The organism is Flagellimonas eckloniae, assembly GCF_001413955.1.
Taxonomy (GTDB): domain Bacteria; phylum Bacteroidota; class Bacteroidia; order Flavobacteriales; family Flavobacteriaceae; genus Flagellimonas; species Flagellimonas eckloniae.
The window spans coordinates 3,521,733-3,546,753 of sequence record NZ_LCTZ01000002.1; the positions used below are offsets into that span (position 1 = coordinate 3,521,733).

Consider the following 25,021-nt stretch of genomic DNA (forward strand, 5'->3'; position numbering starts at 1 on the left):
ATGAGTTTAAGTGATTTGACACAAAGAATTAATGAAAGCATACTATTGGATTTTGGAAGCATTTTCAATAATAGTATAGAATTGTTCAAAAAAGTCTGGGTGCAGGGTTTTATTACGCTGCTTTTTACTTTTTTGGCCCTAATCCCTTTTTATATTTTACTATATGCGCCAATGATTGCTTTTGGAATTTCAGACCCCGAAGCCATGAACAGTCAAGAATTGCCTCCCGCTGTAATTCTATTTATGGTTTTGTTCATGCCTATCTTCTTTTTGGGATTGATGACCGTTGTTCTATGCTTGAATGCGGCTTTTTTAAGAATATGTAGATTGAAAGATTTAAATGAACCGGGTGAAGAAAGCTATTTTTTCTACTTTAAAAGAGATTATTTGGGAAAGGCATTGATACTTTCACTTATCATGTTGGGGCTTTCAATACTTGGTACACTTGCTTGTGGTTTGGGAATTATATATTTAATGGTTCCAATGTCATTGTTTCCGGCTTTTTTGGCTTTTGATAAAGAGTTAAAGGCTATGGAAATTACAAAGGCAAGTTTTGCCTTGGGGAATAAAAATTGGTAATATTCGGGTTGATTCTCGTGACCGGTATCATTGCCCAACTTGGGGTTTTACTCTGCTTTGTAGGTGTTCTTTTTACTGCAATGTTCGGTAAAATACCGGTTTATTTTATTTACAAGGATGCTGTTGGTTTTTCATCAATGGACTAGTCCTTTAACAGAAACAAATAATGTGAATGAGGTGGAATAAATTCAAGAGTCTTTTTTCAAAAGAAAGCAAGACTACAGAAGGTACAGCTACTGATGAGTTGACAAGGTCGACCAAGAAAGTGATGAGCGAGATATATGAAAAGAAAAGATGGGGTGGTAGACAAAAAGATTTTTATTCTGGTTCCGGTTCGCATTCTCGAAAAGTAGTGCAACCTTATATCAAGACTATTTCTTCATTCCTTAAAGATTATGAAGATGGTTTGATTGTCTGTGACTTAGGGTGTGGTGATTTTAACGTAGGCAAAAATTTAGTTTCCTATTCCAAGAGATATATAGGAATTGATATTGTGGACGATTTAATTGAAAGAAATAAGAAACTTTTTGTAAGTGAACAATTAGAATTTCATTGTCTGAATATAGTTACGGACAATTTACCTAAAGGAGATTGTATTCTAGTTAGGCAGGTGTTTCAGCACTTATCCAACGAAGAGATAAAAAAGGTGGTTAAAAAAATTGAAAAATTCAAACATATTATAGTTACTGAACACATCCCTAAAGGTGAATTTGTGGCAAACGCTGAAAAATCTACTGGGGCAGGTATTCGATTGTCAAATAATAGTGGTGTGGTTTTAACAGAACCACCATTTAATATGAATCCTGAAAGATCTACAGAATTGTTGCGTATTAAATACAGGAAGGCTTTAATAGTAACCACGCACTATCAAAATTTCTAAATCTGATTTATCTAATTTTAAGAAGGCTAGGCCCAACTCTATTTAATGATTTTAAGATTAGGAAAATTTAGTTACGCCTGGCATAGGAATGGGATATTTGCCATTTTCATCAGGAATTGTTGGAGGTTTGGATTCCCAAGTTGGGTTTTCCGGCACCAGGCTTAAATCTGAATTCAAAGCTTGTTCCCAAGTTATGGTTTGACCGGAATAGGTTGCCATTCTTCCCATTATGGCAGTAAGTGTTGCTTTAGCACCATTCTCAGCATCGGCAATAACTCCCTTATTTCGTATTGAAGCAAAAAGGAGGTCATGCTCAACTTGATAAGGATTGGGGTCATGTTCTTTGCCTACATTGAGTAGTGTTTCCCCTTCCAGATCCGTTACCAAACCTTTTCTGGCCAAAATGGCACCTTTGGTGCCTTGAAAGGCTTCATCAACTCGCCTAAAACAACCTTTTTGGTGCCTGCACTGGCTTGCGACTACCGCTCCACTAGGATACGTGAATTCAACAAAATGGTGGTCAAAAATTTCTCCATGATCTAACCCATTTCTAGTTTGTCTACCACCCATTCCCTGGGCCGAAGCTGGATATTCCCCAATAAACCAGTTGGCAACATCAATATTGTGGATGTGTTGCTCTAAAATATGATCGCCGCATAACCAGTTAAAATAATACCAGTTTCGCATTTGGTATTCCATTTCTGTCTGCTGGGGCTGTCTTGCTCGCACCCATACTCCAGCGCTGTTCCAGTACACTTGTCCAGAGATTATTTTTCCAATTGTTCCTTCTTGGATCTGTTTATGGAGTGCTAGGTATTTTTTTTCATAGCGCCGTTGGAGTCCTACTACAACATTCAACTTTTTCTCCTTCGCTATTTTCGCATTTTTCAGCACTTTTCGAACTCCGGCTGGATCTGTTGCCACAGGTTTTTCCATAAAAACATGCTTGTCCTGCGAAATGGCATATTCAAAATGCTGCGGCCGAAAGCCGGGAGGGGTTGTAAGAATGACTACATCAGCTAAGTCTATTGCTTTTGAATAGGCGTCAAAACCAACAAAGCGATTTTTTTCTTTGACGTCTATTTTTCGTTCTCCCTCAAAATGTTCTATGATTCCTGTTAAGCTTTGATCCAATCGATCCTGAAAGGCATCAGCCATGGCAACCAATTCCACATCTGGGTCAGCAGTCAAGGCTTGTACTGCAGCACCTGTGCCTCGCCCTCCGCAACCTACCAGCGCGAGTTTTAATTTTTTGTTTCCGGCAACATAGCCCATTGCATTCATGGAGGTACTGCTTGCCATAAGGGCTCCAGTAGCAAGTCCAGTTGTTTTTACAAACGACCTTCTGTTCAGTTTTTTGATTTCTTTCTTTTTGTGATTTTGTGACATAGCCTTTAGTTTGTATGTTTTTCTTTCCAATAGATTTGTTGTTCCTCTGCAGTGGGAGTTTTATAAGGTCGTACAATACGAAATCCAATAAAAGGGGCATCAGTGTGCCACCATTTACTTTTTGGGATTTGTGGGTCTCTAAGTTTCCATTTTTTGGTAGAAGGTTTCCTAGAAGCACTTCTTAGCTGTTTTGCTTGATCTATCCATGATCCACCGCGTAAACTACGTGGGTAGGTTTTGATTGGTTTTATGAATGGATTTGAAACAGGGTGTTGCTTTCTATTAAAGTATGCTTTTTCCTCATATTGATCCAATGTCCACTCTGCTACGTTACCATGCATATCGTACAACCCCCAAGGATTTGGTTTTTTTAACCCCACTTTGTGGGACGTGCTATCACTATTTTTTTTTGACCATGCGTAATCTTCCAGTGCCATTGGGTCGTTACCAAAAGAATAGGCTGTTTGTGTTCCTGCCCTACAAGCATATTCCCATTCCGCTTCGGTGGGAAGTCGATAGAAATTTCCGGTCATAGCGGAAAGCCATTCGCAGAATTTTGAAGCAGCTAATTGTGTCATGTTTATTGCAGGAAAACCCTCAATACCCATTCCATGATCCATGTCTATGTAAGGGATGGTGGCACCAGAAACGGCATCAACAGCAAGTAAAACTTCGTTTCCAAGATTATTTGTGTCTCTGTGTCTGTCAATTTCCCTATCAATAAACAAATTATAGAGATCCCAGGTAACTTCAAATTGAGCCATCCAAAAAGGAGCTACTTCTACATTATGGGTTGGCCCTTCATCTAAAGATCTGCCAATTTCACTTTCAGTACTGCCCATGGTAAAATTGCCTCCTTGAATTGGGACCATGGAAATATGGATGTCAGTTCCAGAAATTTTTTGTGCATAGGGCTCAAAAGATTTTTGGGCAATAGCATTGAAACAAATACAGTGTGCAAATAATAAGAAAAGCGCTCTCAACTTTCAAGGAATTAGGATAAATGTATGATTTTATCCTATACAGATTAGACTTTTTTTTGTCTAATTACGCAACTTTGTTTAAGACTTTTTATCTATTGTTTGTTATGCTATCCAAAAAATTAAACAATATGAAAAAGAAAGTTTTAGTAATTCTATCCCTTGTCACGCTGGTTTTTGTATCCTGTGATGATAAAGATGACAGTGACTACGCAGATTATTTAGTGGCAAAACCTTTGGTTGTGAGCAAAGCTGAATTTGCAGCAGGCGTGGACATAATTGCACCAAGACCTATAGATGAATCCGGTAAGGTGTATACCTACAAAGACTATATTTTTATTAATGACAAGAGCCAGGGAATTCATGTAATAGATAACAGCAATCCCCAGCAGCCAAAAAAGATATCGTTTATAAAGATTCCCGGAAATGTTGATATTTCGGTAAAAGATGATTTCCTATTTGCTGATAGTCTGATGGATTTGGTAGTGTTGGATATATCTGACTTGAACAATATAAAACAGGTTAGTAGATTGGAGAATGTACTTTATGGTAATGTTTTCTGGCCTTTTGAAGCAGACATCATAGAATACGATGGATATGATTATGAGAATGAGATTCTGGTAGGTTGGGAAACAGTTACAGAAAGAAGATTGATCGAGGAGGTTCAGCAAAATGGTGGGGGCGGTATCTTTTTTGAAGATATGGCCTTGGCGAACAGTGCAGATGGAGGTACGGGACAAGGAGGCTCTTTGGCACGTTTTAAAATAGTTGATGATTATTTGTATGCTGTGGACAGCCACAATATCAATGTATTTGATATTTCAGATTTGGAGAACCCACAAAATCTGGAAGACGTCTATGCAGGATTTGACATTGAGACGATATTCAATAGAGATAATCACCTGTTTTTGGGAAGTATGAGCGGTATGTACATTTATGACATCTCCTCACCGGCCACACCAACATTTGTTTCGGAGTTTCAACATGGTACTGCCTGTGATCCCGTTGTGGTTGATGGAGATTACGCCTATGTGACGTTACGCGGAGGCAATGGATGTGGAGCTTTGGAGAGTGGTCTGTTCATTGTGGATATTTCTGAAATAACAGAACCAAAATTGGCCACTTCGTATCCAATGGATGAACCATATGGCTTAGGTATTAAAGATGAAAAACTATTTATATGCGATGGTAGCTCAGGCCTTAAAGTATACGATAAGACAGATATTGAAGATTTAAAAACGTTAAACCATTTTAAAGATATCGTTACGTTTGATGTAATTCCGCTGGAGAGTCATTTAATAATGGTAGGAGACGAAGTGCTCTACCAATATGAATATTTAGACAATAAAATCAAACTTATAAGTCAGATAGGCCTCAATTAAAAAACACAATAACTGAATAAAATATCCCGTTTTTAGCGGGATATTTTTTTGGAATGAATTTTTCAAAAAACCAAAATCGAAAAATTCATATACTTTTGTCACTTCAAAACCAATTGCATGCCGAAGAATTTAGTTATTGTTGAGTCCCCAGCAAAAGCAAAAACCATTGAACGTTTTTTAGGGAAAGATTTCCAAGTTGAATCTAGTTTTGGTCATATTGCAGATCTTCCGTCCAAAGAACTGGGGGTAGACGTGGAAAACGATTTTAAGCCCAAATATACTGTTGACAAGGAGAAAAAAGCCTTGGTCAAAAAACTGAAAGATTTGGCCAAAAAAGCAGATACAATATGGTTGGCAAGTGATGAAGATCGAGAGGGAGAAGCTATTTCTTGGCATTTGTCAGAAGAATTAGGATTGGATAAAAGCAGGACCAAACGTATTGTATTCAATTCCATTACAAAATCCGCTATCCAAAAAGCAATTGAGAATCCAAGGGAAATCAATTATGATTTGGTAAATGCCCAGCAGGCTAGAAGGGTTCTGGATAGATTAGTGGGGTATGAACTTTCCCCGGTATTGTGGAAAAAAATAAAACCAGGACTTTCGGCAGGACGGGTACAATCCGTTGCAGTACGGTTAATCGTAGAAAGAGAACGGGATATTGAGGTTTTTAAACCAGAAGCCTCCTTTAGGATTCAAGCAGAGTTTAAGACAGCAAAAGGAAATGTGTTTGCGGCAAAACTAAACAAGACCTTTCCGACCAAAGCAGCGGCTGAGGAATTTTTAAAGCAAAATATTGGTGCGGATTTTTCTGTTGGAAACCTAGATAAAAAACCGGCAAAGAAATCCCCCGCAGCACCATTTACAACTTCCACGCTTCAACAGGAAGCGTCGAGAAAATTATATTTTTCCGTTGGTAGAACCATGCAAGTTGCGCAGCGTTTGTATGAAGCGGGGCTTATAACTTATATGAGGACGGATAGCGTAAACCTATCCAAAGAAGCATTGAATGCGGCTAAAGATGCTATTGTGCAAAATTATGGTGAATCGTATAGTAAGGTTAGAAACTATACCGGAAAGTCCAAAGGTGCGCAAGAAGCTCACGAAGCGATTCGCCCTACCGATATGAAATTGAGCAATCCATCATTGGAAAGAGACCAGTCCAAACTATATGAGTTGATATGGAAACGTACTTTGGCTTCTCAGATGAGCGATGCCGAATTGGAACGTACCAATGTTAAAATAAAAGCGAGCTCGCATAAAGAAGAGTTTTCTGCAAATGGTGAAGTTGTAAAGTTTGATGGATTCCTTAAAGTATATTTAGAAGGAACGGATGAAGAGGACAAAACTGAAGAACAGGAAGGAATGCTCCCAGCAATGAATGTGGGTGAGGCATTGCAAAATAATTTTATTTCTGCAACCGAACGTTTTTCAAGACCTCCGTACCGATATACAGAAGCTTCCCTTGTTAAAAAACTGGAAGAACTTGGTATAGGAAGACCATCAACATATGCACCAACAATTTCTACAATTCAAAATAGAGGATATGTGGAAAAGGGAACAGTGGAAGGAACACAACGTAATTATATACAGTTGGTTTTGGAGGCCGGTGCAGTTGCCGAAAAGAAATTATCTGAAATGATAGGTTCGGACAAAGGAAAATTGGTTCCCACTGATATTGGAATGATCGTAAACGATTTTCTCGTTAGTCATTTCACCACTATCCTAGATTATAACTTTACGGCGAAGGTTGAAGAAAACTTTGATGAAATTGCCTCGGGAGATGAAGATTGGCAGAAGATGATGAAGGAATTCTACAAAAATTTCCATCCCAAAGTATTGGATGTAGAGGAAAATGCTGAACGTGCAAGTGGAGAACGGGTATTGGGAAAAGATCCAAAATCTGGAAGACAGGTAGCGGCAAGATTAGGTCGTTTTGGCCCAATGGTGCAAATAGGTACCGTAGATGAAGAAGAAAAACCATTGTTCGCAAGTTTGCTGCCAGAGCAATCCATTACCACAATAACCTTTGATGAGGCCATGGAACTTTTTGAATTGCCAAGAAAATTGGGGGTTTACGAAGGAGAAGAGATTGAGGCCAATGTTGGTCGGTTTGGCCCCTATGTGAGGTTTGGAAAAAAATTCATCTCATTGGATAAAGGAGAAAGTGCTTTTGATGTGGATATGGATAGGGCCATTGAACTGATCAAGGCTAAACAATTGGCCGATGCGCCAATTGCACATTACGAAGATAAAGAGGTGACCAAAGGTGTGGGTCGTTTTGGTCCTTTTATTAAATGGGATGGCATGTTCATTAATGTGAACAAGAAATACGATTTTGACAACCTTTCCAAAACCGATATTGTTGAACTCATTGAAGCCAAAAAAGTAAAAGAGGCGGAAAAATTGATTCAAGAATGGCCGGCAGAAAAAATTCGTATTGAAAAGGCCAGATGGGGCAGGCACAATATCATAAAAGGAAGAATAAAAGTTGAGCTTTCCAAAGATGTTGATGCAACCAAGATTTCTTTGGAAGAGGCACAGGCACTTATTGAAAAAAAATCACCTAAGAAAAAAACCAAAGCAAAAACAAAGGCTAAGAAGTAGTATGGCATTCGATTTTTTGGTCCCCATAAAGGACAAAGTCTTGGCATTTTCAGAATTACTCCCCCCACAAGCATTGGGCAAGAATGTTTTTAAACATACCGAAAAAAAAGGATTGCCTGTTTTTGCCAATGCTACAGTTGCCATTTTTGGGGTATTAGAATCAAGAAATGCCTTTGAGAAAAAACCTGAAAAATTGGACATCGATGAAATTCGTATTCAATTGTATCGCTTAATGACAGGTAATTGGAACGCTACAATTTTGGATATAGGTGATGTTGAAGAAGGAGACACCGTTGAAGACACCTATTTTGTGGTTAAGGAAATTGTGGCCGGTCTTTTGGAAGAAAATATTATACCTATTATAATAGGAGGCACCCAAGATATTACCTTTCCAACCTACAGGGCTTTTGACAAAATTAGAAACATGGTCAATTTGGTGTCCATAGATAGCCGTTTTGACTTTGGGGAAGATGAAGAATTAATTTCTTCCCATTCTTATATGAGTAGAATCATAACAGATAAACCCAATAACCTTTTTAATTTTTCAAATATTGGGTATCAAAGTTATTTTAATGCCCAAGAGGAGATGGATTTAATGGAGCGTCTTTTCTTTGATGCATATCGATTGGGAGATATAACAGCTAATATTGGATTGGCAGAACCAGTATTGAGAAGTGCCCATATTGTGAGTTTGGATCTAAGGGCAATTCGTGCCAGTGAAATGGGATTGTACAAAAACTTTTCTCCCAATGGTTTTACCGGGAGGGAAATCTGCGCTATTGCAAGATATGCGGGTATAAGTGACAAAGTATCACTTTTTGGTATCTACGAAGGAGAAAATTCCTTGCAAGCTTTTCAAATGATAGCCCAGATTATTTGGTACTTTATAGAAGGTATCAGTTTTAGGGTAAAGGAGTTCCCAAGTTCCAAAAGCGAAGATTTTACAAAGTTCACCGTACCTACGGATACCGAAGAACTCATATTCTACAAGAGTCATGTTACAGAGCGCTGGTGGGTAGAGGTTCCATCAATTTTACCTGAACATACTAAAACAAATTCAGTGGCGTTATTACCTTGCACCGAAGAGGACTATCTGGATGCTTGCAACCAGAATATTCCAGAAAGGTGGTTCAAGGCCTATAGAAAGGGCTTTAATTAACAAACTAAATTTTTAAGCATTAATTGGTTTTACACAATAATTTATTCAAAAAACAGTTTTGAGAATAATGAATTTGTGCAACGCAGTTTATAATCTTAAATCGAAAATTTAACCTAAAGTATGAGAAAGCTATTCTTTTCATCTATAGCATTTGTTTTTTTACTCACAAGTTGTGGTTCAAAATCAAAGTCAAAAGGTGAACTCGTTGGAGCCCAAGGAAAAAAGTGGTATCCTGAGAAACCCTACGGAATGGAACTGATTCCCCGCGGCTCCTTTGTAATGGGTAAGGCTGAAGAGGATCAGGCGAAAGTATTGAACGCTCCCACTAGAACAGTTACCGTACGTTCTTTTTACATGGATGACACGGAAATCACAAATAGTGAGTACCGTCAGTTTGTGGAGTGGGTCAAAGATTCTATAACCAGAACCAAATTAGCCATTCTTGCAGATGAATTGGGAATTGGTCCTGAAGATGAAGGTATAGGAGAGTATGCCTTTAAAGATACGGACACTACCAAAATCTCAGTATACGATAGATATATGCTCGATAATTATGCCGGTTTAGGTGAAACCGGATATGAAGGGAGAGCATTGAATACTGACATGGATTTGGTATGGGATACATCAGAATACCCAGATGAATATTATGCTGAGGTAATGGATTCATTATATATTCCTGAAGAGGAAAGCTATAATGGATTAAGAACCATTGATGTGACCCAATTAAAATATAAGTACAATTGGATGGATATCGAAGCTGCTGCCCGAGCTAAAAGTGGTAGAAGAAAAGATTTCATTAAAAAGGAGGAATTAGAAATTTACCCTGACACAACCGTTTGGATTCGTGATTTTGAATATTCCTATAATGAACCTATGCACAATGACTATTTTTGGCATGATGCATACAGTGAGTATCCCGTTGTTGGTGTAAACTGGCAGCAGGCAAAAGCGTTTTGCTCTTGGAGAACCAAGTTTAAAAACGATGACCAGAAGAGTCGTGGAAGACAATTTGTAAATCAGTTTAGATTACCTACGGAAGCCGAATGGGAATATGCCGCTAGAGGAGGTATTGAAGGGGGCACATACCCATGGGGTGGGCCTTACGTAATAAGTGATACAGGATGTTTTATGGCTAACTTTAAGCCGCAACGTGGAGATTATGCCGCAGATGCTGCATTGTATACTGTTGAGGCAAAATCATATGAGCCAAACGATTACAATTTATACAATATGGCGGGTAATGTATCAGAATGGACAAGTTCCAGCTTTGATCAAGGCGCCTACGAATATCTTTCTACCATGAACCCTAATATTGGATCAGGGCAGAACAAAAGAAAAGTAATCCGTGGAGGATCTTGGAAAGATGTTGCATACTTCTTGCAAGTAAGCACAAGAGACTATGAATACCAAGATTCGGCAAGGAGTTACATAGGTTTCCGAACCGTTCAGGATTATATGGGCGAAGAGGATTCCACAAAGGGGCAAGGGCTTCCAAATTAAATTAATAAAAACGAGAGAGCATTATATAAACCAGTAACCAAATACTTATTTATATAACTTAATTAAAATTAGAATTATGGCACAGTCAAAATCAACAAAAAAACTATTTAACATGGCCTACGGGCTTGGAGCATCGGTAGTAATTATTGGTGCACTATTTAAGATCCTTCACTGGGAATTTGGACCACTTACCGGTGGATTGCTTCTTGCTGTTGGACTTATTACAGAAGCATTGATCTTTGCTATCAGTGCATTTGAACCAGTAGACGATGAGTACGATTGGTCTTTGGTGTATCCTGAATTGAACAATGGTCAAGCTAAAGGAAACAAGAATGACGCTAAGCAAGCTAAAGAAGCAGAAGGTCTTCTTTCAAGAAAATTGGATGATCTTTTAAAAGAAGCCAATATTGATTCTGAACTTTTCACAAGTTTAGGTGATAGCATCAAGAATTTTGAAGGTGCTGCTAAAGGTATTGCTCCAACTACAGATGCAATTCAGCATACTAAAAAGTATTCTGAAGAATTGTCTCATGCTGCCGCTCAAATGGAATCTTTGAACAGTTTGTACAAAGTACAGTTGGAAAGCGCTAGCAGACAAGCTTCTATCAACGAAGAAGTTGTACAGAATGCTGGTGCATTAAAAGATCAAATGGAATCATTGGCAACTAACCTTTCTTCATTGAATGGAGTTTATGGTGGAATGTTGTCTGCAATGGCAAAAAACTAATTAGGGATTTGATTATAATACCAAACCCAGATCAAATTAATTATTAATTCTAATTAGAAAAACATGGCAGGAGGAAAACAAACACCACGTCAGAAGATGATCAACCTTATGTATTTGATCTTCATCGCGATGTTGGCCTTAAATATGAGTAAGGAAGTTCTTGCGGCGTTCGGGATAATGAACGAAAAGCTTGAGACTTCCAATATAAAGACTACAGAAAGTAACGATAACTTTTTGGCAAGTCTTGAAACAAAAGCTTCTGAAGATGCTGAGAAATATGGTAAATTATACCAAAATGCTCAGAAGATCAAGGGCTTGTCACAAGAGTACTACGATTACTTGGAAACTCTTAAAAAGGGAATGACCGAAAAGCTTGAAGATCCTAAGGATTATGCAAGAATGGACAATTCCGATTATTTAGATCAGACTCTTTTTCAGGGAGATAACTTATCACCAGAAGGTAAGGAATTCATGAAAAGAATCAATGACTATAAGACGCAAGTTGCTGCTATTGCACCTACAGCCTTAAAGGAAGCTGTTAACACACGCTTTCAAACGGGAGATGCAAACGGTAAAGTAGAAAAAAGAGATGGTACAAAGCAAGATTGGATCAACTATCACTATGAAGGGTATCCATTGGTAGCTTCTTTGGCTAAACTAACAGCGCTTCAGGCGGATGTTAAAGCTACTGAAGAAGATGCTTTAAAATCTATGTTGGAAGGTGAGCTTACAAATCAAGTTTCATTAACAAACTTTGCTACTTCTTTGTTGGCATCTAAATCTGCTTTCTATAACGGAGATAAGTATGATGGTAAGATCATCATCAGTAAAACAGATAAAACATCTACTCCAGTTAAGGCTGAGTTGACTTTGGACGGAAGAAAACTGACCGAAGGTAAAGACTATAAGTTGGAAGCTGGTGGTGTGCAAATGTTGATTGGTGCCGGTAACCCTGGTGATCATGAAATAGTTGGTACAATGTTCTTTATGCAAGATGGAGAGGAAATTCCTGTAGAAGTTAAAAATTCTTTTGCTACAATTTCCAAGCCTAATGCTGCTGTAATTGCTGCAGATAAGATGAATGTGGTATACCGTGGGGTTGCTAACCCAATGACTATATCCATTCCTGGAATTCCTGATAACAAAGTTTCTGCATCTGCTCCTGGACTTTCCAAGAGAAGTGGAAGCAAATATGTCATGAATCCTGGAAAAGGTAGGGAAGTTACTATCAGTGCTTCTGGTATTTTGCCTGATGGGCAAAGAATCAGTACACCAGCTACATTCCGTATCAAGGATATTCCAAGACCAGGAGGTACTGTTCGTGGAGAAGCTGGAAGTGCTAAAATGCCTAGAAAGAACCTAGAGATATCTACTATAGGAGCTATGTTGGAAGACTTTGATTTTGATTTGAACCTTGCTGTAAGCGGATTTAAATTTAAAGTGCCAGGTCAACCTACCATCGTAGTGAACGGAAACAAATTGAATGCAAGAGCCAAATCAGCTTTACAAAGAGCTAAAAGAGGTGAAGCCGTACAGATATTCGATATCAAAGCCTACATTTCAAACAACAAAACCTATAAGTTGAAAAAGGTTTCGCCAGTTGTTGTAGAGCTTACAAACTAAAAAGTATACAGATAATCATGAATTGGAAAAACGCATTTTTAATTGGAGCTTTAACCTTAGTGCCCATGTCGATCATGGCTCAGGCAAACATTTTGAATGCCAAGCTACCTGATGATGTAGGTAAGAAAACCGAAGCTCAAATAGAACAGGATAACGATGCCCCATTGGAATATGGATATACAGATGATAGAGATATCCTTTGGTCCAAAACCATATGGGAGGTAATTGACCTAGATGAGCGTGTTAACTTTCCATTATACTACCCAACCGATACCATTGGTATTGGAGCGGACAGACGGTCTTTGTACCACGTATTGATGAAAAACATCAAAAATGGTAATCTGACCGAGGTATATACGGATTCATACTTCACTGAAAAGCGAAAGTTTGAAGATTTAGCCGCTACATTGAGCAAGGTGGATACCACAGATCTTGGATACGAGCAAATCAATGCAGGTGAACAAATTTCTGCTGAGTTTATCAACCAGAGAGATTTAACCGCTGCTGATATTGAGGAGTACCGTATAAAAGGCATTTGGTATTTTGATAAGCGCCAAGGAGAATTAAAATACCGTTTATTGGGTATCGCTCCTGTGGCTCCAGATGTAAACTTTGTAGACGATGAGTCTGTAGATCCTGGAGAAAATAAAGTAGAACTGTTTTGGGTCTGGTATCCAGCAGCAAGACAAGTTCTTCATGAAGCCAAGGTCTATAATCAACGTAACTCGGCACGTCCCATTACTTTTGATATGCTGTTGAACGCAAGACGTTTTAATGCAGTGATTTATAAAGAGGACAATGTTCACGGTGATCGTGAAATTGACGACTACGTTTTTGATAATGCACTGTTCCAGTTATTGGAAGCCAAAAGAATTAAAGAGGTTATCCGAGATCGGGAGCAGGACATGTGGGCTTATTAAGTCTTAAGTGATTAAAATTTCCAATTCAATTCATATAGACGCCGCACAAATGTGCGGCGTTTTTTATTTCTTCTCTTTTGTCATTTTGAACGCAATCTAGAAATCAAAGCAAGGATGTTTACTTTTGCCAAATGTTGGATTATATAGTTGTTGGTTTGGGTTTGGCCGGAATTTCCTTTTGCGAAATATTGGAAAAAGAGGGTAAAACATTCACAGTAATTTCAGATGACTCGCAAAAAGCATCCCTTGTGGCCGGAGGCCTCTATAATCCGGTAATATTAAAACGGTTTACAATGGCCTGGAATGCTAAAGAACAAATGGAGTTGGCCATTCCGTTTTATGCAGATTTAGAAAGAAAACTAAATGTGAAGTTGGATTATAAACTTCAGGTTTTGCGAAGATTTACATCGACCCAAGAACAAAACAGCTGGTTTGAAGCCGCAGATCGCCCGGGTCTTGATTATTTTTTATCCACAGCCATCATCGAAAATAAAAACTCGAGCATTGATGCTCCCTTTGGTTATGGTGAAGTAAATTACACTGGGAGGATTGACACAAAGACATTACTCAACTCATATGCCGGATATTTGGAAAAAAGAGGATGCTTTACTGCAGAAAAGTTCGATTTTTCCTGTTTTGAGGCTTTTGAAGGGTATATTTCCTATAAATCAATAAAAGCCAAACAAATTGTTTTTGCCGAAGGCTATGGGCTTAAAAACAATCCTTTTTTCAACTATCTCCCATTAAATGGAACAAAAGGGGAACTGCTTACAATAAAAGCGCCCAATTTAAGGGAAGATAGCGTTATCAAATCTTCGGTTTTTAGCATTCCCTTAGGAAACGATTTATACCGTATTGGAGCAACATACAAATGGAAAGACAAAACCAACATCCCTACGGAAGAAGCAAAAGAGGAACTTTTGGACAAATTAAAAACCTTCCTAAAGTGTGATTTTGAGGTAATAGACCATGTTGCCGGAATTAGACCAACGGTTGTAGATAGAAGACCTTTGGTAGGCCAACATCCTGAACATAAAAACATATATGTTCTGAATGGTTTTGGTTCTAGAGGAGTTCTCATTGCTCCTGATGCTTCCAGACAACTATTTAATACCGTTGAAAAAGGTCCAGAATTGAACCAGGAAATCAATATTCAAAGATTTACAAAAAAGTATTATTCCAACTGACCTTTTATTTGCCTTGGTTCATACTTAATAAAAAAGTTGATCCAAATATTTCTTGACAAACGAATAATAACAGGCATAAACAGAATCATGGTTGCCACTATTGCAATAAAGGCGCTAGTCAAAGAAGTCCCAATTATTAGAAAAGAAATAACAAATGCTGCAACGGCAAAGGCAATTCCAACACCATAGCTTACATACATGGCCCCATAAAAAAAGGAGGGTTCAATTTTATATTTGGTATTGCAATTGGAGCAGCGCTCATGCATTTTAAAAATCTGTGATAATCTATAAGGATTGTTATTGACGTACATGCTCTCCTCATGACATTTAGGACAACTTCCTGTTAAAATACTGTAGAGTTTGCTTCCTTTTTTTAACATTTGCAAGGCTTTTATCAAAGGTAGGAATTATAGCCATTGTTACCATCGAACATCAATACCAAAAGCTGATTTTAAGATAATGAATTTTTATTATAAATATGCTTAATATCCATAACCTTTCAGTCGCTTTTGGGGGCGAATACCTTTTTGAAGAAATCGCCTTTCGTTTAAATGCTGGGGATCGGGTTGGTCTTATTGGTAAAAATGGAGCGGGAAAATCCACCTTGCTCAAACTACTTTCAAAAGAAATGGCTGCAGATTCTGGTACCATAGCCATGGAGAAGGATATTAAAATTGGTTTTCTTAAACAAGATATCGATTTTGAGTTAGGTAGAACGGTCCTGGAAGAATCCTATCAAGCATTCTATGAACTCAAATCTTTGGAATCGCAGCTTGATAGAATAAATCAAGAATTGGCAGAGCGCACCGACTATGAAAGCGAAAGCTATAACCAATTGATGATTGACTTGACCGATGTTACCCATCGCTATGAAATTTTAGGAGGCTATAACTATCAAGGTGATACTGAGAAAGTCCTTTTAGGGCTTGGATTCAGGCGAAACGATTTTGATAAGGTCACGGATACTTTTTCAGGAGGTTGGCGCATGCGCATTGAGTTGGCAAAACTTTTACTTCAGAACAATGATGTTTTACTGTTGGATGAACCTACAAACCATTTGGATATTGAATCCATTATTTGGTTGGAACAGTTTTTAAGGAATTATGCGGGAGCGGTGGTCATCGTTTCTCATGATAAAATGTTTCTGGACAATGTTACCAACAGAACTATAGAGATTTCGTTGGGTCGTATTTACGATTACAATAAGCCTTATTCAAAATTTTTGGAGTTAAGGGGTGAAATCAAGGAACAACAGTTAAATGCCCAAAAAAATCAAGAGAAACAAATACAGCAAACAGAAAAACTGATAGAAAAGTTCAGGGCCAAAGCCACCAAGGCATCCATGGCACAATCGCTTATCAAAAAATTGGATAAGATTGAACGTATAGAGGTTGATGAAGATGATAATAGCGTAATGAACGTACGCTTTCCGGTTTCCATAACCCCGGGAAAGGTGGTTGCCGAACTTGAAAATCTTTCCAAAAACTATGGGGAAAAGCAGGTTTTGGAAGGGATAGATCTTTTGGTGGAACGAAGTAGCAAAACGGCATTTGTTGGCCAAAACGGACAGGGCAAGACTACTTTGGCCAAAGTTATGGTGGGAGAGCTTGAATTTGAGGGCCATCTTAAGATAGGGCACAATGTACAAATTGGCTATTTTGCCCAAAATCAGGCCGAGTATTTGGATGGTAGCAAAACAGTTTTGGATACCATGATTGATGCAGCCAATGAACGTAACAGAAGCAAGGTAAGAGATATTTTAGGTTCATTTTTGTTTCGGGGAGATGAGGTGGATAAGTATGTAAAAGTCTTATCCGGAGGCGAGCGTAACCGTTTGGCATTGGCCAAATTGTTGTTGCAGCCCTTCAATGTCCTTGTGATGGACGAACCTACCAATCACCTGGATATAAAATCCAAAAATGTACTGAAACAAGCATTGCAAAATTTTGAAGGAACACTAATTCTTGTTTCCCACGACCGTGATTTTCTGCAAGGGTTGACCAATAAGGTTTACGAATTCAAGGATGGCAATATCAAAGAGTATTTGGGTGATATTGATTTTTACTTGGAACAACGAAAAGCTGAGGATTTTAGAAAGATTGAAAAAGGAGATAAAAAAGTTCAGGTAGAAAAAGTACAAGTCAAGGAAAACGACTACCAAACCCAGAAGAAGCTAAAGTCTTTAAAGAATAAATTGAGCAGCGTAGAGAAAAAGATTTCCCAATTGGAGAAGGAAATTGCATCCATAGACCATGACTTGCTTTTGGATTACGATAAAACCATTGCCAAGTCAGGTTTCTTTGATGAATATCAAGGAAAAAAGAACCTTTTGGAGTCATTAATGGAAGACTGGGAGAAGATATCAAATGAGCTAGAATCTTTAAACTAGTAATCTGAAAGATTGCTTTACCACACTTTTAGACACCTTTACAACAAAATCCCATCCATTTACCCATTTTATTTGTGGGACTTATATTTCGAATGTTAATTTGTAGGTAAATTCTTATAAATTGAAGTTTCAACCTATGATAAGGCTAATAACATTCTGTTTATTATTATCTCTTTCCTTTTATACTACACTTGCTAATGAGTTAGGTGTATCGCAAAAGGAAAAGAATGTGCTTATCGACCTTTTTAAAAGTACTAATGGTGAAAAATGGACCACGCCATGGGATTTAGAATCACCAGTACATACCTGGAAAGGCATTAAGGTAAAAGACAATCATGTAGTAGAGATAAATCTTTTTAGAAACAATTTAGAAGGAACCTTGCCGGAAAGCTTGGGAAGGTTAAGACGCCTAACGCATTTAAACCTTGCCTTCAACAATATTACAGGAGTTTTACCCAAGGATATAGTTAAGTTGGAAAGCCTAAAGGTTCTTAGGTTGGAGATGAACAGAATTAAAGGGTCTCTGCCAACAGGTATTGGACATTTAAAGGAATTGCAGGTGTTCTCCATGTTCAATAATTTTTTGAGTGGATCAATTCCGCCAACTTTTGGAGAATTGGAGAACTTGATAGAGCTCAATCTTTCCAGTAACAACCTAAAAGGTATTATTCCCAATACTATTGGAAATTTATCAAAATTGGAAGCTTTGGGGCTTTTTGAGAATAATTTGGAAGGAAGCATTCCCCAAGAAATGGGCAAATTGGGACAACTTCGGGAATTAGTTCTGGCCAATAACCAGCTGGGTGGAGAAATCCCAACGGAATTTGGGCAATTGGCGAGCTTAAAAATACTTCAGATTCAAAATAATAGATTCAATTCATATAAAGGACTTCAAGAAATGAATACAAAACAATTTCTGGTCTTTGATACCGATGAAAAAACATTAAATCCAAAGTTCAATGATATACAATTACAACGCACACGAATGGCGGATACAAAATTTGAAGATGTTGACGAAAATGAGTAGTTAGTTATACTTTAGTTTGTTTGGTTTGGGGATGCAGGCGTGTATCCCCTTTTTTTATGGCATAAATTGACAGTCAACGTTTCAATTTATGAAATATTTAACCAAAAACGCGGTGCTAGAATATAGTTTTGCAAAGACTAATTCATTTATATGCGCAAGCTAATCATCTCCGCTGTCCTAGGTGGACTCATTATTTTAGCATCACTTTATTTTGCTGGACTCATTGCAGGAAGTAAGAACAACCGCAGACCAAAACCACAGAAAGTTGTGAAGACGGTTTTTGTGGATACCGTAAATAACAGTACAATTCCCATTATAGTTCCGGCCAATGGAAATCTAAAGGCAAAAAGACGAGTTGAGCTGTTCTCTGAGGTACAAGGGGTTTTTCAATCAGGAAGTAAGCTTTTTAGGACTGGACAAGAATATAGTAAAGGTCAGACGTTAATTCGGATTGATGCCAATGAGTATTACGCCAGTGTACAATCTGCAAAAAGTGATTTGTACAATTTACTAACTTCAATAATGCCAGATTTGAGGTTGGATTATCCAGAAATCTATCCTAAATGGCAAGAGTATTTGAATAATTTTGATTTAGATAAAGGCACACCTAGCTTGCCTAAGATGACTACGGAAAAGGAAAAATTCTTTATTTCCGGAAGAGGAATAATATCAAATTATTATAACCTGAAGAATTTAGAGCAACGCCTATCAAAATATACCATATCTGCGCCTTTTAAAGGTGTTTTGACGGATGCTTTGGTTACAGAGGGAACTCTGGTCAGGTCAGGTCAAAAACTGGGAGAGTATATAAATACTGGAATTTATGAATTAGAGGTTTCCGTGAGTAAGACCTATGGGGATTTTTTAAAAGTTGGAAAAAAAGTAGCGCTTGTTAATCTGGATAGGACCCAGAATTATGATGGTGAAGTTGCACGTATAAATGGAAGCGTGGATCAGAATTCCCAAACAATTACAGTCTTTATTGAGGTAAGTGGGGAAAACTTGAAAGAAGGGCAATATCTGGAGGCAAACTTAGAAGCTAAAGAAGAATCAAACGCTATTGAAATAGACCGATCTCTATTATTGGAGAATAACCAGATTTTTGTTGTTCGGGATTCTATTTTAGATCTTATAGACGTCAACCCGATTTATTTCAGTGATAAAAAAGTTGTACTTAAAAATGTGCCGGATAAAGAGGTTATCGTTTCCAAAGCATTGACAGGAGCTTATGCCGGAATGTTGGTAAAGGTTTTTAATTCCAACAAATCAAAAAAGGCAAAGTCATGAAAAAGGTAATTGCCTATTTTATCAAATATCATGTTGCGGTCAATGTTATCATTTTGGCGTTCTTTGCTTTTGGAATAGTTGGGGCATTATCTTTAAAATCTTCTTTTTTCCCCTTAGCAGAATCCAGAAATATTGCAATTAGCATTACTTATCCGGGAGCATCCCCACAAGAAATTGAGGAGGGAATTGTTTTAAAAATCGAGGATAACCTCAAAGGGTTGCAAGGTGTGGAACGTGTTACATCCACTTCCCAAGAAAATAGTGGCACCATCAATGTTGAGATTGAAAAGGGCAGGGATATAGATTTTATGCTGTTGGAGGTAAAAAACGCTGTTGACCGTGTACCTACTTTTCCTAGTGAAATGGAGCCTTTGGTGGTTTCAAAAATGGAAGCGGTTAGACCCACAATAAGTTTTGCAGTTAGTGGTGAAAATATCCCTTTGGTATCTTTAAAACAGATTGGGCGTCAAATAGAAAATGATCTAAGGGCAATTGACGGAATTTCCCAAATTGAAATAGGAGGTTATCCAGATGAGGAAATTGAAATTGCGGTTAACGAAAATAGTCTTTTGGCTTACAATATCTCTTTTGATGAAGTAGCCCAGGCGGTGTCCAACGCAAATATTTTGGTAACTGGAGGGAACATCAAGACCAGCTCGGAGGAATATTTAATTCGGGCAAACAATAGATCATATTATGGAGATGAGCTTTCCAATATTATTGTCTGGGCAGAAACTTCCGGTCGATCTGTTCGATTGAAAGATGTGGCAAAAATTAGAGATCGCTTTTCCGAGACACCCAATGCCTCTTATTATAACGGAGATTTGTCGGTCAATATAACCGTTACAAGTACTAATACCGAAGATTTAATTGGTTCTGCGGATAAGATAAAAGAGTATATAGAGGAATTTAATCAGAAGTATACCAATGTCCAGCTAGAGGTGGTTCGGGATTTATCAAAAGTCTTGAATCAACGTACGGACCTTTTAGCTGAGAATGCTGTAATTGGGATGATTTTGGTGCTTCTTTTTCTTTCCCTGTTCTTGAATACAAGATTGGCCTTTTGGGTGGCCTTTGGATTGCCTGTTGCATTTTTGGGAATGTTCATTTTTGCCCCCATGTTCAATGTTACCATTAATGTGCTGTCCCTTTTTGGGATGATTATCGTTATTGGAATTTTGGTTGATGATGGGATTGTGATTGCGGAGAATATTTACCAACACTATGAAAAAGGTAAGACTCCCGTAAGAGCAGCCATAGATGGAACCATGGAGGTGATTCCACCTATTCTTTCGGCAATTATAACTACCATATTGGCATTTTCAATTTTCTTCTTTTTAGATGGTGGTATTGGGGAATTCTTTAGTGAGGTTTCCGTTATTGTTATTTTAACCTTGGCAGTTTCTTTGGTGGAAGCTTTAATAATACTTCCGGCGCATTTAGCACATTCCAAGGCATTACAGCCACAAAAAGAAGGCCCTAAAAGTGGAATTGCAAAGGTATTTTCCAAGCTCCGTGTCATTAATAAAATGGGAGACCGTTCAATGGCATGGATGCGGGATAAATTATATAGCCCGGTTCTAAAGTTTGCCTTGGACTATAAATTCTTAATGTTTGCCTTTTTCTTTATGGCCTTGGTGTTGACATTTGGTTCTATCGGGGGAGGAATTATCAGAACAGCCTTCTTTCCAAGAATTGCAAGTGATAGAATTGAGGTGGAATTGACCATGCCCAATGGAACCAATGAAAAGGTAACCGATTCCATCATTGAGATGATTCAGGATAAGGCGCATATTGTAAACAAAGAACTTACGGAAGAGTATTTGGCAGGTACGGATAAGATGTTGTTTGAAAATATGCTAAAAAACGTTGGGCCGGGATCTTCCTCAGCGACCTTGGTCATCAACTTGTTGCCCGGTGAAGAACGTCCAGATGAAGTTGTATCCGATTTGATTACGGCTAGATTACGAGAATTGGTAGGCCCGGTCATCGGGGTAGAAAGTTTAATCTATGGAGGAGGAGGTAACTTTGGTGGTGACCCAGTCTCCGTATCACTCTTGGGAAATAACATTGAAGAGCTTAAAGCAGCAAAGACAGAATTAAAAACTGCAATGCTTAATAATGCATTGTTGAAAGATGTAGCGGACAATGATCCGGCAGGAATTAAGGAAATACGTTTACAACTCAAAGAAAATGCATACTTGTTGGGATTGGACCTTAGAACCGTAATGGATCAGGTGCGTGCAGGATTTTTTGGCTCTCAGGCTCAACGTTTTCAACGGGGGCAAGATGAAATTCGTGTTTGGGTTCGGTACGATAGAGAAAACAGGTCCTCTATAATGGATTTGGATGAAATGCGCATATTGGCACCAAATGGAGAAAGAATCCCTCTCAAGGAAATTGCGGACTATTCCATAGAACGAGGTGATGTGGCAATAAACCATCTGGATGGTCGACGGGAAATTCAAGTGTCGTCAGATTTAAAGGATTCCAAAACTACAAGTGGGACTGATGCCATGCTTTGGATACAGAATGAGGTCATGCCCGATATTTTATCCAAATATCCATCTATTACTCCTTCATATGAAGGACAAAACAGGGAATTTGTAAAATTTCGTAAGTCTTTGCGGTTTGCAGGTTTAACAGTTTTGGCACTCATTTTTATTACCATCGCCTTTACATTTAGGAGTTTTAGTCAGCCCCTATTGCTGATACTACTGGTGCCTTTTAGCCTTACTGCAGTGGCTTGGGGACACGTAATACATGGTTTTCCCATCAATATTCTTTCACTGTTGGGCATTATCGCATTGATTGGAATTATGGTAAATGATGGTCTCGTGCTTATAGGAAAATTCAATAGTAATCTTAGAAACGGGTTAAAATTCAATGAGGCCCTCTATGAAGCTGGGCGTTCACGTTTTAGAGCTATATTCCTGACATCGGTAACTACCATAGCCGGTCTAGCACCTTTATTATTGGAAAAAAGTAGACAAGCACAGTTTTTAAAACCTATGGCTATTGCCATAGCATATGGAATAGGTTTTGCAACAGTACTAACACTTTTATTGTTGCCCATTTTCCTTTCCTTTGGAAACCAGGTAAAAGTTTCGGCAAAACGCTTATGGATAGGTGAAAAAATATCAAAAGAAGAAGTGGAAAGGGCTATAAAAGAGCAAAAAGATGAGCAATATATGTTAGAAGAAGGAAAACATAGCCTAAATGGTAATGCGAACCACAATGAGTCAAGGGAAAACACTTCAAAAGTTTTAGAAGGAACAACATAATGAGAAGCATACTTTTTACACTACCTTTTTTTGTATTGATTTTTAGTAATTCTATAGAAGCCCAGGAAAAAATCCTTTCCAAGGAAGAAGCTATAGATTTGGTTCTGGAAAATAACTTAGGAATCCAAGTAGCAAGAAACACAAAAAGGATTGATGATAACAATGCAAGTATTTTAAACTCTGGATACCTTCCTACTGTTTCGGCCAATGGGGGAGGAAGTATAGACGTGCAAAATACAGAAGGAGAATTAGCCAGTGGGGAAACACGCAGGGCAGACGGTGCCGAAACCAGACGTTACAACGCCTCTATAGATGTAAACTATACGTTGTTTGATGGATTGAATAGATATTATACTTACAAAAGCTTTAAAGAACGCTCACAACAATCAGAACTTGAGGTAAGACAAACCATAGAAACCACAATTTTACAACTTTTTACGGTGTATTATGAGGTTGCAAGGTTGACTGAGAACACCAAAAACTTGGAAGAAGCACTCCAAATTTCGAAAGATAGATTAACACGGGCCCAGTATCAATTTGAATATGGCCAAAATACAGGGTTGGATGTGTTAAATGCCGAGGTCGACATAAATACGGACAGTATCAACCTGTTAAATTCCAGACAACAATTGCGAAACACAATGCGAGATTTAAACCTTGTGATGAACCAAGGACTTGATACGCAGTTTATTGCGGATACCACAGTGGTTTTTGTTCCTGGACTTCAAATGGAAAACATGCATAATGAGGCCAAGACAAACAATATTCAATTACAATTGGCAGAAAAGGACATAAGCATAAGCAGATATAATCAAAAAGCGACAAAAAGTGTTTTTTTACCTACTATTGGCTTAACAGGTACATACGGATGGAATGAATCCAACAACAATAGTCCTTTGGCTTTCCTATTACAAAATACATCTACGGGTTATACGGGTACAGTCAATCTCACTTGGAACCTCTTTGATGGAGGAAGTGGAATAACCAATATCAAGAATGTTAAAATTGGATATGAGAACCAAGAACTTATCAAGAAACAGATAGAATTAGAAGTAGAGCGTGATATTAGAAATGCATGGGATAGTTATACCAATGCACTCTATGTTCTTGAGGTTCAAGAAAAGAATTTACAGACTAATCAGAATAATTTTAAACGTACTGACGAACGATACAAATTGGGACAGATAACTTCTATTGAGTTTAGACAGGCACAATTGAATTTATTGAATGCAGAACTGGCGCAAAGCCAAGCAAAGTATAGCGCAAAGTTAGCAGAACTTCAAATGCTACAGATAAGCGGACAACTATTGAACGTGGATTTTTAATCCTGTCATAAATGTTCGAACACTTTTTTCAATGCCCGTACTGTTGGGAAGAGATTTCTTTTCTTTTGGATACTTCGGTATCAAATCAAACCTATGTAGAAGATTGTGAGGTATGTTGTAATCCCATTGAGGCAGTTTCAAAGTTTGAAAATCAAGAGTTATTACATTTTGAAGCTAGGGAATTGGGACAATAAAAAAGCGATATCCAATACCTCAAATTCTATCATAATGTATATCCATCAATTCTAATGAAATAGACTAAACTTTACTAGCTCAAAACCTGGGTTAAATAGTATAATTGAAAGCGTTGATTTTTTTAAAGAAATTTGTGACCTTATCAATTTGATGGTGTCTGATTAGATGAGATAAAGAAGAGTTAAATCCAAGAATTGACACTTTATCCTTAAATGAAAATCAGCACACCCATCGTAACCGGAAACGTTAAGAATTCATTTCCCCGGGATCGTACCTCGGTGGGTGGCTTGTTTAACATTTGTGAGTTGCTGACCAATAACTTCCCTTAGATAACCCGAAAAATGGAATGGTATCGTTTCCATAGATTATCACATGATTTTCCAAACGGATACTTTGCCCCAAATAGGAAAGGATAAAAGGAAGTTAAATCTTTTTCGAAACCGATTCAATTATCCTTAATTTAAAAGCTCAATCGAAAGTTTTAAAAAACGATACATAGCACAGATTTAGATAATGTATATTAGAAAAATTCTAAAAAACTGAAATACAAGATGTAAATTAGTGTGACTGGGAGTAAAATA

General features: G+C 37.9%; 19 protein-coding genes. 16 read left to right on the top strand and 3 right to left on the bottom strand.

Annotated elements, in window-relative coordinates:
- Nucleotides 1–579 carry a hypothetical protein gene (locus tag AAY42_RS15210; protein ID WP_245625629.1) on the top strand — a complete coding sequence of 193 codons (579 nt, stop codon included), beginning with the start codon at nt 1–3 and terminating at the stop codon, nt 577–579.
- 172 nt (nt 580–751) lie between these two features.
- The gene (locus tag AAY42_RS15215) at nt 752–1,459 is read left to right on the top strand and encodes a methyltransferase (protein ID WP_245625630.1); all 708 of its coding nucleotides are present in this window, start codon (nt 752–754) and stop codon (nt 1,457–1,459) included.
- 57 nt (nt 1,460–1,516) lie between these two features.
- Here AAY42_RS15215 and AAY42_RS15220 read toward each other — a convergent pair whose 3' ends face one another.
- Complete coding sequence (locus AAY42_RS15220; RefSeq protein ID WP_055396748.1) at nt 1,517–2,848, bottom strand: Gfo/Idh/MocA family protein; 1,332 nt, start codon at nt 2,846–2,848, stop codon at nt 1,517–1,519.
- A 5-nt stretch (nt 2,849–2,853) separates the two neighbouring features.
- Nucleotides 2,854–3,831 (bottom strand): formylglycine-generating enzyme family protein, encoded by a 978-nt coding sequence (locus AAY42_RS15225; RefSeq protein WP_055396750.1) that lies wholly within the window; start codon nt 3,829–3,831, stop codon nt 2,854–2,856.
- 128 nt (nt 3,832–3,959) lie between these two features.
- Here AAY42_RS15225 and AAY42_RS15230 point away from each other — a divergent pair, with 128 nt between their 5' ends.
- From AAY42_RS15230 to AAY42_RS15265, 8 genes are all read left to right on the top strand, one after another.
- On the top strand, nt 3,960–5,210 hold the full coding sequence (locus tag AAY42_RS15230; protein ID WP_055397978.1) for an LVIVD repeat-containing protein: 1,251 nt from the start codon (nt 3,960–3,962) through the stop codon (nt 5,208–5,210).
- A gap of 117 nt (nt 5,211–5,327) precedes the next feature.
- Nucleotides 5,328–7,817 (top strand): type I DNA topoisomerase, encoded by a 2,490-nt coding sequence (gene topA, locus AAY42_RS15235; RefSeq protein ID WP_055396752.1) that lies wholly within the window; start codon nt 5,328–5,330, stop codon nt 7,815–7,817.
- A 1-nt stretch (nt 7,818) separates the two neighbouring features.
- The gene (locus AAY42_RS15240; protein WP_055397980.1) at nt 7,819–8,976 is read left to right on the top strand and encodes a formimidoylglutamase; all 1,158 of its coding nucleotides are present in this window, start codon (nt 7,819–7,821) and stop codon (nt 8,974–8,976) included.
- A gap of 120 nt (nt 8,977–9,096) precedes the next feature.
- Nucleotides 9,097–10,476 (top strand): T9SS ring complex lipoprotein PorK/GldK, encoded by a 1,380-nt coding sequence (porK, locus tag AAY42_RS15245; RefSeq protein WP_055396754.1) that lies wholly within the window; start codon nt 9,097–9,099, stop codon nt 10,474–10,476.
- Between the two features lie 76 nt (nt 10,477–10,552).
- Nucleotides 10,553–11,203, top strand: coding sequence for a type IX secretion system motor protein PorL/GldL (porL, locus tag AAY42_RS15250; protein ID WP_055396755.1), 651 nt, complete (start codon nt 10,553–10,555; stop codon nt 11,201–11,203).
- A 63-nt stretch (nt 11,204–11,266) separates the two neighbouring features.
- Nucleotides 11,267–12,826 carry a type IX secretion system motor protein PorM/GldM gene (porM, locus tag AAY42_RS15255; protein ID WP_055396757.1) on the top strand — a complete coding sequence of 520 codons (1,560 nt, stop codon included), beginning with the start codon at nt 11,267–11,269 and terminating at the stop codon, nt 12,824–12,826.
- A gap of 17 nt (nt 12,827–12,843) precedes the next feature.
- Complete coding sequence (gene porN / locus AAY42_RS15260) at nt 12,844–13,746, top strand: type IX secretion system ring subunit PorN/GldN (protein ID WP_055396759.1); 903 nt, start codon at nt 12,844–12,846, stop codon at nt 13,744–13,746.
- Nucleotides 13,747–13,877: 131 nt separating this feature from the next.
- Nucleotides 13,878–14,933, top strand: a complete 1,056-nt coding sequence (locus tag AAY42_RS15265) for an NAD(P)/FAD-dependent oxidoreductase (protein ID WP_055396761.1) — start codon at nt 13,878–13,880, stop codon at nt 14,931–14,933.
- Here AAY42_RS15265 and AAY42_RS15270 read toward each other — a convergent pair.
- Nucleotides 14,921–15,313 (bottom strand): DUF983 domain-containing protein, encoded by a 393-nt coding sequence (locus tag AAY42_RS15270; protein ID WP_055396762.1) that lies wholly within the window; start codon nt 15,311–15,313, stop codon nt 14,921–14,923. The two genes, AAY42_RS15265 and AAY42_RS15270, sit on opposite strands and share 13 nt — an antisense overlap.
- A gap of 98 nt (nt 15,314–15,411) precedes the next feature.
- On the opposite strand from AAY42_RS15270, the gene AAY42_RS15275 reads away from it, so the two are divergent.
- From AAY42_RS15275 to AAY42_RS15300, 6 genes are all read left to right on the top strand, one after another.
- A complete protein-coding gene (locus AAY42_RS15275) occupies nt 15,412–17,322 on the top strand; it encodes an ABC-F family ATP-binding cassette domain-containing protein (RefSeq protein WP_055396765.1) in 1,911 nt (636 codons plus the stop codon).
- 136 nt (nt 17,323–17,458) lie between these two features.
- Nucleotides 17,459–18,349, top strand: a complete 891-nt coding sequence (locus AAY42_RS15280; RefSeq protein WP_055396767.1) for a leucine-rich repeat domain-containing protein — start codon at nt 17,459–17,461, stop codon at nt 18,347–18,349.
- A gap of 150 nt (nt 18,350–18,499) precedes the next feature.
- Nucleotides 18,500–19,636 carry an efflux RND transporter periplasmic adaptor subunit gene (locus AAY42_RS15285; RefSeq protein WP_055396769.1) on the top strand — a complete coding sequence of 379 codons (1,137 nt, stop codon included), beginning with the start codon at nt 18,500–18,502 and terminating at the stop codon, nt 19,634–19,636.
- Entirely contained in the window at nt 19,633–22,920 is a 3,288-nt protein-coding gene (locus AAY42_RS15290; protein WP_055396771.1) for an efflux RND transporter permease subunit, read from the top strand. Before AAY42_RS15285 ends, AAY42_RS15290 begins: the two co-directional genes overlap by 4 nt.
- Complete coding sequence (locus tag AAY42_RS15295) at nt 22,920–24,245, top strand: TolC family protein (RefSeq protein WP_055396773.1); 1,326 nt, start codon at nt 22,920–22,922, stop codon at nt 24,243–24,245. The genes AAY42_RS15290 and AAY42_RS15295 overlap by 1 nt, the downstream gene beginning before the upstream one ends.
- Before the next feature lie 11 nt (nt 24,246–24,256).
- On the top strand, nt 24,257–24,439 hold the full coding sequence (locus tag AAY42_RS15300) for a CPXCG motif-containing cysteine-rich protein (RefSeq protein WP_055396775.1): 183 nt from the start codon (nt 24,257–24,259) through the stop codon (nt 24,437–24,439).
- Nucleotides 24,440–25,021 lie beyond the last annotated feature (582 nt).